At 56.9% G+C, this 15379-nt stretch carries 14 protein-coding genes; 12 read left to right on the forward strand and 2 right to left on the reverse strand.

Going from position 1 to position 15379, the window contains the following annotated elements; translation table 11 throughout:
* Positions 1-510: 510 nt before the first annotated feature.
* Together ACEQWH_RS02120 and ACEQWH_RS02125 are read right to left on the reverse strand one after the other, a co-directional pair.
* Positions 511-1380, reverse strand: coding sequence for an amidohydrolase (locus ACEQWH_RS02120; protein ID WP_370227868.1), 870 nt, complete (start codon positions 1378-1380; stop codon positions 511-513).
* Complete coding sequence (locus ACEQWH_RS02125; RefSeq protein WP_370227870.1) at positions 1377-2381, reverse strand: ester cyclase; 1005 nt, start codon at positions 2379-2381, stop codon at positions 1377-1379. Before ACEQWH_RS02125 ends, ACEQWH_RS02120 begins: the two co-directional genes overlap by 4 nt.
* A gap of 127 nt (positions 2382-2508) precedes the next feature.
* Here ACEQWH_RS02125 and ACEQWH_RS02130 point away from each other — a divergent pair, with 127 nt between their 5' ends.
* From ACEQWH_RS02130 to ACEQWH_RS02185, 12 genes are all read left to right on the forward strand, one after another.
* Positions 2509-3558: an ABC transporter ATP-binding protein gene (locus ACEQWH_RS02130; RefSeq protein ID WP_370227872.1), complete on the forward strand. Its 1050-nt coding sequence runs from the start codon at positions 2509-2511 to the stop codon at positions 3556-3558.
* A gap of 91 nt (positions 3559-3649) precedes the next feature.
* Complete coding sequence (locus tag ACEQWH_RS02135) at positions 3650-4903, forward strand: ABC transporter substrate-binding protein (RefSeq protein ID WP_370227874.1); 1254 nt, start codon at positions 3650-3652, stop codon at positions 4901-4903.
* Between the two features lie 69 nt (positions 4904-4972).
* Positions 4973-6004 (forward strand): carbohydrate ABC transporter permease, encoded by a 1032-nt coding sequence (locus tag ACEQWH_RS02140; protein ID WP_370227876.1) that lies wholly within the window; start codon positions 4973-4975, stop codon positions 6002-6004.
* A gap of 12 nt (positions 6005-6016) precedes the next feature.
* A complete protein-coding gene (locus ACEQWH_RS02145) occupies positions 6017-6898 on the forward strand; it encodes a carbohydrate ABC transporter permease (protein WP_370227878.1) in 882 nt (293 codons plus the stop codon).
* Positions 6898-8376, forward strand: coding sequence for a GMC family oxidoreductase (locus ACEQWH_RS02150; RefSeq protein ID WP_370227880.1), 1479 nt, complete (start codon positions 6898-6900; stop codon positions 8374-8376). Before ACEQWH_RS02145 ends, ACEQWH_RS02150 begins: the two co-directional genes overlap by 1 nt.
* Before the next feature lie 124 nt (positions 8377-8500).
* The gene (locus tag ACEQWH_RS02155) at positions 8501-9037 is read left to right on the forward strand and encodes an ester cyclase (protein ID WP_370227881.1); all 537 of its coding nucleotides are present in this window, start codon (positions 8501-8503) and stop codon (positions 9035-9037) included.
* Positions 9027-10355: a histidinol dehydrogenase gene (gene hisD / locus ACEQWH_RS02160; protein ID WP_370227883.1), complete on the forward strand. Its 1329-nt coding sequence runs from the start codon at positions 9027-9029 to the stop codon at positions 10353-10355. Before ACEQWH_RS02155 ends, hisD begins: the two co-directional genes overlap by 11 nt.
* A 59-nt stretch (positions 10356-10414) precedes the next feature.
* Positions 10415-11458: an ester cyclase gene (locus tag ACEQWH_RS02165; protein ID WP_370227885.1), complete on the forward strand. Its 1044-nt coding sequence runs from the start codon at positions 10415-10417 to the stop codon at positions 11456-11458.
* Positions 11459-11468: 10 nt separating this feature from the next.
* Positions 11469-12233, forward strand: a complete 765-nt coding sequence (locus ACEQWH_RS02170; protein ID WP_370227887.1) for an SDR family NAD(P)-dependent oxidoreductase — start codon at positions 11469-11471, stop codon at positions 12231-12233.
* Complete coding sequence (locus tag ACEQWH_RS02175; RefSeq protein WP_370227889.1) at positions 12233-13252, forward strand: LacI family DNA-binding transcriptional regulator; 1020 nt, start codon at positions 12233-12235, stop codon at positions 13250-13252. Before ACEQWH_RS02170 ends, ACEQWH_RS02175 begins: the two co-directional genes overlap by 1 nt.
* Positions 13249-14238, forward strand: a complete 990-nt coding sequence (locus tag ACEQWH_RS02180) for an ester cyclase (RefSeq protein WP_370227891.1) — start codon at positions 13249-13251, stop codon at positions 14236-14238. The genes ACEQWH_RS02175 and ACEQWH_RS02180 overlap by 4 nt, the downstream gene beginning before the upstream one ends.
* A gap of 158 nt (positions 14239-14396) precedes the next feature.
* Complete coding sequence (locus tag ACEQWH_RS02185) at positions 14397-15365, forward strand: cupin domain-containing protein (RefSeq protein ID WP_370227893.1); 969 nt, start codon at positions 14397-14399, stop codon at positions 15363-15365.
* Positions 15366-15379 lie beyond the last annotated feature (14 nt).

Below are 15379 nucleotides of genomic sequence, written 5' to 3' on the forward strand. Positions count from 1 at the left end.
CGCGGATTCTTCTTGAGCGCATGAATGAACCAAGTATGCCGCCGACCACGACTTTGGTCCCCGCAAAATTGGTGGAGCGCGAAACAACAGGGGCGCCAATATCAGTGTGAGGTCAAGGCACGCATTGCGCGCCCAGTGGCAAATTGGCGAATGCTTGCACCGTTTTCGACACTAAGAGGGTCAAACACTGTTGAGGCGATGCTTGTGTAACAAATCCCACTGCATATGTTTCGCGTTTTGTCGGTGGTCACGGTGAATTTCGAAGGCGGGAGCAGGCGATGCAAAGCTTCCGACTACTTCGAAGTTTACTTACGTTCGCATCCGTCCACGCTTCTGTCCTCAACCTCTTCAACTCGGAACGCAGCTTGTATTCTAGATCAATCTTCAAGCTGATACGATCCACCGCTCTCGCCGAGTGGCGCTGGGCAATGAGGCATCGAGCGAAGCAATATGAGCAGTCTCTGCTCCTCCGCAGTCAAAGGTACCTACAAAGCTCGCTATGCTTACGGATCAGGCTTCAAAGTAAAACCTTCGTGCCACCGACTTGAAGACCTGATCATGGTGCCTTGCAGGTACAAGCGATCTCTTTGCGTCCCAGAGCGGTCTATAGTCCGAATAAAGCTTATCGACTGGGAAGTTTGACCCAAACATAACCCGGTCTGGGCCAAATTGCCGAATGACCTCCTCAACGATAGGCGCAAGGCTTTGAGGCGTCCAATTGTGTTCAAACATCCCAAGTCCTGACAGTTTGCAGACGACATGGGGCAGCTCTGACAGATGGCGCAAGGACGCGGCCCAGGTTGCGAGGCCTGCTTCAGAGCGATCGTGCGGTGAGCCAGCATGGCAGAGCGCCACGGGCGTGGCAGGCGCCTGTGCGATCACTGCGGCGGTTTTTTCCATGAGCTCGGGAATGAGTTGCAAATCGAAACTTAGCCCGCGCGCGCCAGCTTCTTTGAGGCCCATCAGGAATGCCGGATCGTCCAGCAGGTCGTTTGTGCCTGTCACAGCATCTTCGCCTGGGGCGCGGCCGATGATCTGGCGTACGCCTTTGACTGTCGAAAGCTGCTGATAGGCATCCAGTTGATCGCTGAGGTCGGACGACGTCAAATCGCAGAACACCACCTGCGCCATTGGCCAATCCGGTGTGGCGTCGGCGACAGATTGAACCCATTTTGCTTCGGCCATCGGATCTTCTGCGCCGACCTGGATATGCACGGATCCGGTGATCCCGCAGGCACCTGCCTCGGCGCGGAACTCGTCGATCAAATAGTCGCGTTGAATGGGGGAGGGGTCTCCGAAGAACCGTTCAACGCCCTGGGCCATCAGCCACGGGTAGTGCACGGCCTTCAAATCCCAAAGGTGGTGATGGGCGTCGATCATGTGCGCTGCACCTCTTGCATGCGGGCCAGAATATCCACACCCAGCCCTTTCCAGAAATGCAGCATATCAATGAAGATCCAGTTTTCAGCCAGCTTGTCGCCCTCGCGACGATAGATGTCGATCACCCGCATCTCGCCGTGCTTGTCACTGGCGGGCATGCCCATAAAGCCGCCATCGTGACGCGCTGTGAAATTGGGCCAACCGAAGAAGCCGCCGTAGTGTCCTTCGGCCATGCGGCAGATGTGGTTTGTTTTGGAGCGTTCAGAGAAGGCCGCGCGGAAGGGGCCTGAGTGTTGTTTCGCGTAGCGCTCGATCGTGTATGTCGCGCCAATTCCGGCGGGACCCCACCAGATCATGTCATCATGCCAGGTCCGGGCGAGCTCTTCTTCCAGCGGAAGGCCCAGTTGCCACGTGCCCAGATCCCCGATCATTGCATTGATGGCTGCAAGGGTTGCGTCTCCTTCGGCCTCGGGCTGGGCGTCAAAGAGCAAGCCGTCATGTGTTGCAGGACCCGGTTGAACCAGATGCGCCGCGGTCTGGGGCGGGAAGGGGTTCAGACCAGCCTGCATCATCAGGTGTGGGATGTCGAAATACATCGCGGTCTCGACGATCTTGCCATTCGCGACCTTGTTGAACTCGCAGTAGCGCAGGAAAGCCATCTTTCCTGTGGGCGCAATTCCCAGCCATGGTTCATCAAACAAGCCCATCAGGTGCCCCATGGACACAACCCATACGCCCTCGAAGCCGTCGGTTTCGTTCTTGCCGGCCATAAACACGTCCTGACGCCGCTGAAGGCGTTTTAGCGAGGATTTCAGGGGTGCCCAGAACTCTGACGCGACACGAATCGCGTCGGTCAATTCATTGAAAGGATGAAAGCCGCGCCACAGGTATTCCGGTGCAATGAAGTCACCGACAATACCGGCCTCTGCCCCAGAGTCGGCTGCGTCCAAGGCCGCGTAAAAGTCTCTAACCAATTGCTTTTCTGCTTGAAAGTCGACCACGCGACCTCTCCCTTTGATGGATTTTTGCACACGTTTGCAAAAACTTCTTGCCAGAAGCCAAGACTCGAGTCTACCCTTTTGCAAGCGTATGCAAAAATCGCATGGATGACACTCGGGAGGAGCCTTCATGGCCGAAATCCAGCTCAAGAACCTCAGCAAGCGTTGGGGCAGCTTCGTTGGCGTTGATGATTTCAATCTTACGATTGCTGATAAAGAGTTCCTCGTGCTCTTGGGGCCGTCTGGCTGCGGCAAGACTACGACAATGCGGATGATTGCAGGGCTGGAGGACGCCACAGAGGGCGACATCCTGGTCGACGGTGTGCGGGTAAATGACCTAGAGCCGAAAGACCGCGATGTGGCGATGGTGTTCCAAAGCTATGCGCTTTATCCGAACATGAACGTCTACGACAACATTCGCTTCCCTCTCAAAGTGCGCGGTGAAGATCCGAGCACGCATGATGAAAAGGTGCGTCGCGCCTCTGCGATGGTCGAACTGGACGAATTCCTGCACCGCAAGCCTGCCGAATTGTCTGGTGGCCAGCGTCAGCGTGTTGCACTGGCGCGCGCCATTGTGCGGGAGCCGAATGTGTTCCTGATGGACGAGCCTTTGTCCAACCTTGATGCGAAACTGCGTGTTTCGACCCGTGCACAGATTAAGAACCTGTCACACGAATTGGCCGTTACAACGATCTATGTGACCCATGACCAGATCGAGGCGATGACCCTTGCGGACCGTGTGGTTGTCATGAAGCAGGGGGTTGTGCAGCAAGTCGGCAGCCCGACTGAAATTTACGACCGCCCAGCCAATGCATTTGTCGCAAGCTTCATCGGCAACCCCGCCATGAACTTGATGGATGGTACCGTGGCAGGCGGAACATTCACAGCCGAGGGTGTCGAGGTCAAAGGCCTGACGGCGCCAGACGGAAACATGACTTTGGGCTTCCGTGCTGAGGACGCCGAGGTTGTAGAAAGCGGCGGCCAGATTAACGCGCCGATTTACACAATGGAACTTTTGGGCGAGGCGACGATGGTCTCGGTTCGGATCGGTGGGTCTTTGGTCAGTGTGAAGGCTGACAAGAACTATCGTGCGGACATCGGAGACGTGGTCTCGATCAAGGTTCCCATGGAACATTGCCACCTGTTTGATGCTGAATCAGGTGAGCGTGTAGGGGGGTAAGCTCCTGAAATATGGCGCAATTTAATAAGCGTCTTAGAGGGGTGCGCGATTGCAAGGCGCATCCAAGAAAACGTGAAACAGGGAGAAAGACATGTTTCTAAAGAAAGTAATGGTTGCTGGTGCAATGTCAGCTTTACTGGGGACATCTGCCTATGCAGGTGGTCATGCAAACTGTGGTCCTGACGGCGCGTCGGTTCGTATTCTGGGTTCTGACTTCCCAGCGATCCAAGCGGTTGCAGGTGCGGCAGAAGCAAACTGCTCTGGCGGCGCGGGCGAGTTCACTGTCAATCTGCGTGACGACACACGTGACATGATGAACCAAGCGCTGACACCAAACCCAGCGGAATACACCAGCGTGATCGTGGCGAACTCTACGCTCACTCAGCTGATGAACGACGATCTCGTGCGTCCTCTGAACGATCTGGTCGACAAATACGGTGCAAACCTCAAGCCGCATCAGCTGATCACCATCGACGGCAACGTGATGGCGATTGCCTTCATGGCGAACTCTCAGCACCTCTTCACCCGGACTGACATTCTCGAGCAGGCTGGCGTCGAAGGCACTCCGGCAAGCGTTGAAGAGATGGTTGCAGCGGCAGAAAAGATCCGCGCGGCAGGCATCATGGAATACCCGATCGCGATGAACATGAAAGTCGGCTGGAACGTCGGCGAGGTCTTTAACCTGTTCTATTTCGCGAACGGCGGCGAGTTGTTCAAGCCAGGCACTGCTGAGCCGGCGGTGAATTCTGCGGCGGGCGTTGCAGCGCTGAACTCGATCAAATCTCTGCTCGAGTACACCCACCCAGATCACCTGAGCCATGCCTCCAACGAGACCCAAGCCCTTTGGGAAGCAGGTCAGGCCGCAATGGCGATCATGTGGGGCTCGCGCGGTGGTGCGGTTCTGGATGACGAAGGCTCGACAGCCGAGGTTACCGAGAACACCGTACTGTCCATGGCGCCAACTGCAAACGGTGGCTCTACACCAGCAGCGACCCTGTGGTGGGATGGTGTGACCATCGCCAAGAACGTGCCTGATGCAGATGCGGAAGCAAGCTTTGCTGCTCTGGTCAGCGGCCTGAACGCAGACCTGATGAAAGAGCACAACGACAAAGCCATCTGGCTGATCGACGGCTTCCAGCCTGGTCCAGCGGCGGCGGGTGTCTCTGCCACAGCAAATGCAGGTGCAAAGCCTTACCCAATGATCCCATTCGTGAACCTGATGCACAACGCGCTGGGTTCCGAACTGGTTGATTTCTACAAAGGCACCGAGAGCGCAGAAGATGCGCTGGCGGACGTCGAAGCGGCCTATGTGACCGCAGCGAAAGAAGCAGGTTTCTTGAACTAAGAACCTCAAGAAGGGGGCTTTTCGGCCCCCTTCATCCAAAGATTTTGACACCCCAAAAAGGTCTAGGACATGAAACACCGCACGTTCTTTTGGTTCATTCTGCCGACGCTTTCGGCCATGATCCTTTTCATCGCGCTGCCGATTGTTTCGGTCTTCATCCAATCGCTTTTCGTTGAGCACGAGCAGGTGCTTGTCGTCTCCGAAAGCTGCGGCCCTTTTGGGTGTAACCAAACCACCTCTATCGACGCAGAAGCCACGGCAGCTTTGCGCGAAGAGAAACCTCTGGGCCGGTTCAATGGTCTCAGCACATACTTTGACCGCTCTCACCTGGCGTCGGCAGAAGTTGCTGAAATCTGGAGTGAGTCTACGGGCCTTGCGTCCTTTGTGAACGGGTTGATGGACCTGAAGTTCTATCGCGCTCTGATCTTTACTCTGACCTACACATTCACTGTAACCCCGGCGGTTTTGATCCTGGGGCTGGCAATCGCGGTCGGCGTGAACAACCTCCCACGCGCCTTCCGCGGTGTCGCTATCTTTATCTCTTTGCTGCCGTTCCTTGTTGCGACAGTGGTCGGCTCGATGATCCTGTCATGGATGCTGGACGGGGAGGGCATTATCGGGGCGACGCTTCAGAATATCTTCAATGACCCCAGTTTGACGATCAAATCATCGACACCGCTCATGTGGATCGCGCTGATTGTCTATGGGATTTGGCACACGCTGCCCTTTAGCTTCATCACCTTCTATGCAGGGCTGCAGACCGTGTCCAAAGACACGCTTGAGGCCGCACAGATTGATGGCGCCAACAAGTGGCAATCCATGATCCACGTCGTCGTGCCGCATCTGATGCCGCTGGTGTCCTTTGTGACCTTGATGCTGTTGATGGACAACTTCCGCGTCTTTGAACCCATCGTCAGCTTTAACGCCGAAGCCCACGCCCAATCGCTGAGTATCTTCATCTGGAGCGATCTGCGCGAAGCGGGCAACCCGCTTTATGCATCGGCTGGCGCGACCTCGATCCTGACGATCATTGGCGTCGCTATTCTTCTCACACCTGTGTTGATCCGCACCTGGCGCGACTTCAACGCTAAGTCTCACTAAGGGAACGAAACAATGGCAACTCAGGCACAAAACCGTCTTACCCCATTCAAGATCGTCTCTTACGCGCTGGTGATCACGTGGCTTATCATTGCAGCTTTCCCCTTCCTGTGGACCTTCTGGGGCAGCTTCAAAGTTCAGGGTGACTTCTTCTCCAAAGCGGACTGGACCAACGCACTCTATGGTGTGTTCACCACCCGCGAAACAGGCGGGCCCTTTACAGGCAACGGGTACTTTGGTGCCTGGGTTCAAGAGTCTTTCTGGCGCAATGTGCTCAACACAATGGTCATCGTGTTCTTCACTGTGATTATCTCGCTGACGTTCGGCACGCTTGGCGGATATGCCTTGGCGCGATCTGGGTTCCGCTATGCGTTCTGGATTTTGATGGCCGCGCTGATTTTCCGCGCAATGCCGCATATCACGCTGGTTTCGGGCTATATGCTGCCGTTCTTTGAATGGAACATCTGGGGGCTCAAGGGGACGGCGATCATCGTGCTTGTGGCGATCAACCAGCCGTTCACATTGTGGATGCTGCATAGCTTCTTCAAAAACATCCCCAAAGACATGGACGAGAGTGCCATGGTAGATGGTTGTACCCGGTTCCAAGCCTTCCGCCACGTGATCGTGCCGGTGATGTGGCCAGGCGTGATCACCACAGGTCTGTTTAGCTTCTTGCTTGCCTATAACGACTATGCCGTGACCTCGATGCTGCTGAGCAAACCGAACGAGACCATGGTGCCGGCCGTTGCAAGCTTCCTTGGCTCGGTTCAGGTGCAGGGCAACATCATGTTCGCCGTTGCAGCCGTTGTGTCCGCGACCGCTCCGCTCTTCGTCCTGATCCTGTTCTTCCAACGCCAGATTGTATCCGGGCTTACCGCGGGGGCTGTCAAAGGCTGATGAAGGACTTCCTTGTCATAGGGGCTGGTTCGGCGGGCTGCATTATGGCCGCCGAATTGGTGCGACGAGGGGCTGGGTCTGTGATCCTCCTGGAGGCTGGGCCAAGTGATCGTCACCCTCTGGTGCAAACTCCGATGGGACTGATTTGGGTGATGGGAAGCAAGCGTGACTGGCGCTTTACGACCACGCCGCAAGAGGCCGCGGGCAACCGCGAAATCAAGGTGCCGCGCGGGCGGATGGTTGGCGGGTCCGGCTCGATCAACTCGATGGCCTGGTTCCGAGGTCGCCGGGATGATTTCGACACCTGGAACGTCAAGGGTTGGCGATATGAAGACATTGCGCCAGCATTTGATGCGGTCGAGGCTGCGCTGAAACCCAAGAGACTTGCGAAGCCGCATTGTTTGACCGAAGGCTTATCCTCGGTTTTCGCCAACTCAACTCCGACGCCAGAAAGCGAAAGCTCTGGGGTGTTTGCCTACAACCTGGTCAAAGGCCGCAGAAATTCCGCAGCGCGCGCGATGAATATTGGCCAGCAGGTCGAGCTGCGCACCGGTGCACATGTAGACCGTCTGATCTGGAACGGCGATAAGGCCGTCGGAGCCGTTCTTGTGGACGGCAGCGAAATCCGCGTGTCCAAAGGCGTCGTCCTGAGCGCCGGATCTGTTGCGTCCCCGGGTATTCTGATGCGCTCGGGCGTCGGCCCCAAGGACGATCTTGCAAACCTTGGCATCGACTGTCGTGTGGACGCACCTGACGTTGGAGAGAACCTGCACGATCATCCGGGTGTCGGCTTGCATTTCGAGGGCGCTGGTTCGGGCTACGGGCTAGAGGCAGCGCAGTGGGTCAACTGGGCACTGGCACCGCTGAAATATGCGCTGTCGCGCCAGGGCCCCTTTGCTTCGCCAACCGTCGAAGGCGGTATGTTCTTCAACGCGCGTGGTGAGGATCAGGCCCCCGACGTGCAGAGCCATTTTATTCCGTTTCATTTGGCCCACAAAGGGCACCGTTTTCAGATGAAGTCCGGCTATTTTGCGGATGTCTGCGTGTGCCGTCCGAAATCGCGCGGGCGGCTGCGCCTTGCCACTAAGGACGCGAAAGCTGCGCCTTTGATTGATCTTGGATTGCTTAGGGATCCTGACGACCTTGATACGCTGGCTGCCGGTGTGGAACGTCTGCGCGAGCTGCTGAAATCCGCCAACTTCGGCACAAGACGCGCGCCAGAGGTTTTTCCAAGCAAGGCTGTCACGGGCGACGCTCTGAAAGAGCACATTCGCGCGAACTGTGGCACCGCGTATCATCCCGTGGGCACCGTACGCCTGGGCGGGCCGATTTCCGAGCGCCTATCGGTCAAACGCACCCAAAACCTTTGGGTGGCCGACGCCAGCGTCATGCCAGCGATTACCTCCGCAAACACCAATGCGCCCAGCATGATGATCGGCTGGAAAGGCGCCGAATTTATCGCGGAGGACGCGGCATGAGCGCCTCTGCCCGCAGCAACGCCATGACACGTCATCCGGCTCTGAACAGGATGCCGAGGGACTTCATAAAAGGGGGCCAACAGCTTTCTTTTTTCCCTCAATGCACACTGAAAGGAGACCTCAGATGAAAGGGTCTCGTCCCGAGCAAGCGGCTCTGTCCCGCGACACAGACATGAGCAAAACCGAAGACACCAAAGCCGTGATTGAAGGCATGGTGGACGGTCTGAACGATCACCGGATCGACGACATTGGCCAGTTTTTCAGCGAAGGGTTTCGCTGGATGGGCAACCAAGGCTGCGGCACCAAATTGGGGCTGAAGGCGTTTCAGGACAATTGGCAACGCCCGTTCCAAGCGGCGTTCAGCGACAAAGTCTGTATCGATGAAGCCCGCCTTTACATGGGCGAGTGGGCGGCGGCTTTCGGTCGCCAAGAAGCAACCCATTCGGGCGAGTTCCTTGGAATCGCACCGACAGGGAAACGTGTTGAAATCCGCTACATGGATTTCTGGAAAGTGGTCGACGGCAAGATCGTCGACAATTGGGTGAACGTAGATTTCGCCCATGTGGCTGCGCAGTTGGGCGTTGATGTGTTCGGCGGCGAAGGCTGGGAAAAATTCGATGGGGTCTCCCCACAAAACGAAGGTGAAAGTCATGGCAATTGAGTATCTGAAACGCGGAAAACCCGAAGCGGATCGAGCCGAGGACGATGCAAAAACAGCAGCGATTGTTTCGGCAACGTTGAAAGATATCGAGCAGCGTGGCGACACGGCTGTGCGCGAGCTGGCGAATAAATTCGATAATTTCGACCGCGAAAGCTATCGACTGACCGACGATGAAATTCAGGCGATTATCGCCAAGGTCAGCCCAGAAGATATGGCCGACATCAAGTTCGCGCAGGAACAGGTGCGTAATTTTGCGCAGGCGCAGCGGGACTCGATGCTGGACATCGAAGTCGAAACGCTGCCCGGCGTGATTTTGGGTCACAAAAACATCCCTGTGCAGTCGGTCGGCTGCTATGTGCCTGGCGGTAAATTCCCGATGGTGGCCTCGGCGCATATGTCCGTCGCGACTGCATCCGTGGCGGGTGTGCCGCGTATCATCGCCTGTACGCCTCCCTTTAACGGCGAGCCGAACCCCGCCGTAATCGCCGCGATGCACATTGGCGGCGCGCATGAAATCTATGTTCTGGGTGGCATCCAAGCCGTGGGTGCGATGGCGATTGGTACAGAAAGCATTGATCCTGTGCACCTGTTGGTGGGGCCAGGCAACGCATTTGTCGCAGAAGCGAAGCGGCAACTTTTCGGTCGGGTCGGTATCGACCTCTTCGCTGGTCCGACCGAAACCATGGTTATTGCCGATGAAACCGTCGACGCAGAGCTGTGCGCCACAGATTTGCTGGGGCAGGCCGAGCACGGCTATAACTCGCCCGCAGTCCTGGTTACGAACTCGCGGAAACTGGCCGAAGACACACTCAGCGACATCGAGCGCATTCTGAAAATCCTGCCGACTGCCAGCACCGCATCCGTAAGCTGGGAGGACTATGGCGAGGTGATCGTCTGCGACACCTATGACGAAATGCTCGAAGTGGCGGATGACATTGCATCCGAGCACGTACAGGTCATGACAGATCGCGATGACTGGTTCCTTGAGAACATGACCTGCTATGGCGCTTTGTTCCTTGGGCCGCGCACCAATGTGTCCAATGGCGACAAGGTTATTGGTACAAACCACACGCTGCCGACCAAGAAAGCGGGTCGATACACGGGTGGTCTTTGGGTCGGTAAGTTCCTGAAAACGCACAGCTATCAGAAGGTTCTGACCGACGAGGCGGCGACGATGATCGGAGAGTATGGCTCGCGGTTGTGTATGCTGGAGGGGTTTGTCGGTCACGCAGAGCAATGCAACGTCCGCGTACGGCGCTATGGTGGCGTGAACGTACCTTACGGTACTGGCGCACCGCGACGCATGGCGGCCGAATAGCCAGAAAAATATGTGACGCGCTCCAATAGGGGCGCTGTCACGACACCAACGAGAACAGAATGACCGACGTACACACAACCAACAAAGCCCTGATCGCGCCATTGCGCGAGGCGATGTACAACTTCGACGAAAAGGGCGTGCGCGCGGCCCTGCGCGCCCTGATTGCAGAGGATGCAATCATCCATATGCCGTATCCGCTGGACGACATGACAGGCCCGGATGCGTTCTATGACACCTGCTATGCGCCTCTGTTTCACGCGATGCCAGATCTGGAACGCCGAGACTGGATCGTTATGGGCGGGCTGACCGCCGATCACGAAGAGGACTGGATTGGCTGTGGTGGCCACTACATCGGAACCTTTGTGGCACCTTGGCTCGATATCCCCCCAACAGGGCATCTGGCGCACATGCGGTTTCACGAGTTTTTCAAGTTCGTGGACGGCAAGGTTGTAGAGGTTCAGGCGCTTTGGGACATCCCTGAGCTGATGATGCAAGCTGGCGCCTGGCCGATGGCGCCGTCTTTGGGCCTTGAATTCTGCATCCCGGGGCCAGCCACCCTTGATGGGATCGTTGAGGGCCCGTGGGACAAGGAACGTTCAACCGCCTCGTGCGAACATGTCATCGACATGCTGGAACACCTCAAAAAGCATCCATCGCAAGGTGGGCCCGAGGTCATGGAGATGGAGAAGTTCTGGCATCCGAAGATGAACTGGTACGGACCTGCTGGGATTGGCACCGGTCGGGGCATTGCTGGTTTTCGCAATTGGCACCAGATCCCGTTTCTGAGCGCCATGCCCGACCGCGGTTTTGAGCGCCACAAAATCACGTATCACTTCTTTGGCGACGCCGACTATATCGCGGTGACAGGCTGGCCAAATATGATTCAGACCGTGACCCATGACGGTTGGATGGGGATCGCGCCTGCGGGCAAGAAGATCACGATGAAATCTCTGGATTTCTGGCGGATCGAAGACGGCTTGATCCGCGAAAATTGGGTTATGGTCGATCTTTTGGACGCCTATCGCCAACTTGGTGTGGATGTGCTGGCGCGTATGCGAGAGTTCAATAAAGTACGCGTGCAGGGTATATTCCATTCCCGGTAGGAGACGTCTGATGACATTGCCACGTACGCCATCTTTCAATCTGAAGGGCAAACGCGCCCTTGTGACGGGGGCGTCCTCGGGGATTGGGTTGGCCTGTGCGGCGGCTTTGGCGGAATACGGGGCCGAGGTTACCTTGGCGGCACGGTCGGCCGACAAATTGCGCGAGATCGCAGATCAGATGTCTGCGCAAGGCTGGGATGTTCAAACGCTGCAAGTTGACGTCTCGGATGTTGCGACCACGGCCTCTGCGGTCAAGTCAGCTGGGCCGTTTGACGTTCTGGTGAACTCTGCTGGCCTTGCACGCCACAGCGCTGCACTAGAGACCACCGAAGAGGATTTTGACGCCGTTTCGGACCTCAACTTTAAAGGCGCGTATTTTCTGACCAAGGCGGTGGCCCAAGGGCTTGTCGATGCCGGGCGCGGCGGGTCTTTGATCAATATCTCAAGCCAGATGGCAAAAGTGGGTGGAATTGATCGCGCGGTCTATGCCGCGACGAAGCATGCGGTCGAGGGCTTTACCAAGTCGATGGCAATTGAATGGGGCCCAAAGGGTATTCGGATCAATACGATCTGCCCGACATTCATCGTGACACCATTGACGAAACAGACGTTCGACCGCCCCGAGCGGCGCGCCTGGGTGGAAGAGAAAATCAAACTCGGACGCATCGGAGAGGTTGAAGACATCATGGGTGCGGTCGTATTCCTCGCCTCTGATGCAAGCGCACTGATCACAGGATCCGCATTGCTGATTGATGGAGGTTGGACCGCAGATTAATGCCAGTTGCTAAGATCACATCCGCAGAAGTTGCAGCCCGCGCGGGCGTCAGTCAGTCGGCTGTCAGCCGCGTGTTCACGCCGGGCGCGTCGGCCTCGCGCAAGACGGCTGAAAAGGTGCGCAAGGCGGCGATGGAATTGGGGTATCGCCCCAATGTCTTGGCACGTGCTATGGTCTCGGGCAAATCCCGCATGATCGGCTTGGTCGTGGCCTATCTGGAAAACCAGTTCTATCCAGATGTTCTGGAAAAGCTCTCTAACGCTTTGCAGGCCGAAGGCTATCACGTCCTGATCTTCATGGCCTCTCAGACGGCGGGCAATATCGAGAATGTGGTCGATGAAATTCTTGATTATCAAGTGGATGGCATTATCGCGGCCTCGGTCGCGATGTCCTCGGACCTGACTGAACGCTGCCGGGCCGCAGGTGTGCCGATGGTGCTGTTTAACCGCTCGCAGGACACACCGCATATGTCTGCCGTGACCAGTGACAACATCGCCGGCGGACGCAAAGTGGCCGAGTTCCTCATCGCCGGTGGGCATAAGAAAATTGGCTATATTGGCGGTTGGGAAGGGGCTTCGACCCAACGCGACCGCGAAGCAGGGTTTGTTCAAGGTCTGACGGCCGCGGGTCTTAAATTACACAAGCGCGGCGTCGGCAACTTTGTGATGGAAGAGGCGCGGGCGGCGACATTAGACATGTTTGCCGAGGATGCGCCCGATGCCGTGTTTGTTGCCAACGACCACATGGCGATGGCGGTCATGGACACGCTGCGGTTTGAGCTGGATCTTAAGGTGCCTGAGGACGTGTCAGTCGTTGGGTATGACGACGTGCCAACCGCCGCTTGGCCTGCCTATAGTTTGACGACGGTCCGCCAGCCCGCCAACCGCATGGTGGCGGAGACTGTCGACATACTGTTGAGCAAAATCAAAGACATAGATGAATGCCCGCGTAGGGTTGAAATTGACGGGCCATTGATCCTGCGCGGATCGGCTCGTGTGCCGGAAGGATGGAAGCAATGAAGGGGTTTTCTAACCGTTTCGTAGATTTTCCCGACTACATTATCGGGATTACAAAAGAGATCTGGGAAGATCGCGGCATTGCAACGCTGCATGATTACTATGCGCCAGACATCGTTGTGCGCTCGCCGGCTTCTGTCGTGGTCGGCAACCAGAACGTCATCGGCGCAACCATGGCGACTTTGGCGGAATTTCCTGATCGCACGCTGTTTGGCGAAGACGTGATTTGGTCTGGCACCCCAGAAGAGGGGATGCTGTCCTCGCATCGGCTGCATTCCACCGCGACCCACGCAAAACCCGGCGTGTACGGGGCCCCGACAGGCAAAAAACTGCATTACCGGATTTTGGCTGACTGCCACGCGATCAACAACCAGATCAACGACGAATGGCTGATCCGAGACCAAGGCGCGATTGTGCGTCAGCTGGGCTGGGATCCCAAAGACTATGCCCGCGATCTGATCGCGCGCGAGGGTGGGCCAGAGAATTGCGTCCAGCCCTATACGCAGGCCAATGAGGTCGAAGGCCCGTACAAAGGCACCGGCAATGACAGCGAGTGGGGACAACGGCTTGCCGATATCCTGACACGGATGATGAACGCAGATTTCACCGTGATCCCCGAAGCCTATGACCGTGCTGCCAATCTGGAATATCCCGGCGGCGTTCAGGCGCTGTCTTTTGACGGTGCGGATGAGTTCTGGATGGGGCTGCGTGCAAGCTTCCCGAATGCAGACTTCAAAGTGCAGCACGTCATTGGCCGCGATGATCCAAACATGCCGCCACGAGCCGCAGTACGCTGGACGCTCAGTGGCAAACACGACGGTTGGGGATCTTTTGGAACGCCCACGGGCAAAGACGTCTTTGTCCTTGGCATCACGCAGGCCGAGTTCGGAGAGCTTATCACGGGCGACGTCAGGCTGCGTCGCGAATGGACGCTTTTTGACGAAACCTCTGTGTGGAAACAAATCCTGCTGCAAACCGGAGACCTCTAGGTGGTCGATTGCGGTGCATATCGGTTGGACGGCCGCCTGACGCTGTGCCGTTTCCACGTGCACCGCGCGTCTTTGCGGGCACGCCGACTTAATCCTCACCCTCCGGGTTGTGCGAAAATTCACGCGCAACCCACTGAAAAATCTAGAGGATAATCAAAATGACACCCCAAGACATGGACAGCCGCATCGTTCGTTATGGCGATCTGAAACCCTGTAAAACAGCCTTTATCGACGCCCATACACCCGGCAGCGATCAGAAAGAAAACTTCACGATCATCGGCGGCGGGGTCAGCGAAAGCCCTGACCAGCACGTGCATATCGCAACACCGCATGGGTTCAACATCGGCGCGGCAGGCCAGCCCCCGAAATGTCGCAACTCGCTGCACGACCACCGCACAGCCGAAGCATTTTTTGTGCTGTCAGGCCGCTGGCGGTTTTTCTGGGGCCGTTGGGGGAATGCGGGCGAAGTCACACTGGAGCCTGGCGATATTTTCAACATCCCAACCGGCATTTTCCGTGGCTTTGAAAACATCGGCACCGACTATGGAATGATCATGGCGATCCTTGGCGGCGACGATGCCGGTGGCGGCGTTATGTGGGCGCCGCAAGTCATCGAAGACGCCGCAGATCACGGCCTGATCTTGGCCGAAACCGGCAAGCTCTATGACAGCAAAAAGGGCGAGACACTGCCTGATGGTGTCAAACCTATGCCTTTGCTGACCGCAGAAGAGCTCGCCCTGCGCCCCGAGCCGACGACTGCAGATGTTCTGCCAAATCACGTGGCGCGCTATCTGGACATGTTGGCGCTGTCAGACAAAGCGCCCTGCAAGGTGATCGCAGAAAACGGCCTGTTGAAGGACAAACCCGGGTTCGAGGTCGACTTTATCTCGCGCGGCTCTGCCTCTGATGACATGCACAGTCAAGACAAACCCTCGGTTCTGATGCCGGTCAAAGGGCATTGGCGGGTTGATTGGGACGGCGGGACAACCACGCTTGCGCCCGGCGACACCATGTCGATCCCAGAGGGGCTGTCGCATCGTGCAATGCCATCCATGACCGGAGAGGCCGCGCTCTATCAGATTACCGCCACAGATGATCCCGCAGGGCTCACCTGGACCGGAAAATAAACGAAAGAAAGGTC

Source organism: Cognatishimia sp., assembly GCF_964229375.1.
Classification (GTDB): Bacteria; Pseudomonadota; Alphaproteobacteria; order Rhodobacterales; family Rhodobacteraceae; genus Cognatishimia.

Bases quoted from the DNA above. Each gene is read 5' to 3' on its own strand.
- ACEQWH_RS02155 (WP_370227881.1), top strand. From the start codon at position 8,501: ATGAAAGGGTCTCGTCCCGAGCAAGCGGCTCTGTCCCGCGACACAGAC.
- ACEQWH_RS02175 (WP_370227889.1), top strand. From the start codon at position 12,233: ATGCCAGTTGCTAAGATCACATCCGCAGAAGTTGCAGCCCGCGCGGGC.
- hisD (WP_370227883.1), top strand. From the start codon at position 9,027: ATGGCAATTGAGTATCTGAAACGCGGAAAACCCGAAGCGGATCGAGCC.
- ACEQWH_RS02130 (WP_370227872.1), top strand. From the start codon at position 2,509: ATGGCCGAAATCCAGCTCAAGAACCTCAGCAAGCGTTGGGGCAGCTTC.
- ACEQWH_RS02120 (WP_370227868.1), bottom strand. From the start codon at position 1,380: ATGATCGACGCCCATCACCACCTTTGGGATTTGAAGGCCGTGCACTAC.
- ACEQWH_RS02185 (WP_370227893.1), top strand. From the start codon at position 14,397: ATGACACCCCAAGACATGGACAGCCGCATCGTTCGTTATGGCGATCTG.
- ACEQWH_RS02135 (WP_370227874.1), top strand. From the start codon at position 3,650: ATGTTTCTAAAGAAAGTAATGGTTGCTGGTGCAATGTCAGCTTTACTG.
- ACEQWH_RS02150 (WP_370227880.1), top strand. From the start codon at position 6,898: ATGAAGGACTTCCTTGTCATAGGGGCTGGTTCGGCGGGCTGCATTATG.
- ACEQWH_RS02165 (WP_370227885.1), top strand. From the start codon at position 10,415: ATGACCGACGTACACACAACCAACAAAGCCCTGATCGCGCCATTGCGC.
- ACEQWH_RS02180 (WP_370227891.1), top strand. From the start codon at position 13,249: ATGAAGGGGTTTTCTAACCGTTTCGTAGATTTTCCCGACTACATTATC.
- ACEQWH_RS02145 (WP_370227878.1), top strand. From the start codon at position 6,017: ATGGCAACTCAGGCACAAAACCGTCTTACCCCATTCAAGATCGTCTCT.
- ACEQWH_RS02140 (WP_370227876.1), top strand. From the start codon at position 4,973: ATGAAACACCGCACGTTCTTTTGGTTCATTCTGCCGACGCTTTCGGCC.
- ACEQWH_RS02170 (WP_370227887.1), top strand. From the start codon at position 11,469: ATGACATTGCCACGTACGCCATCTTTCAATCTGAAGGGCAAACGCGCC.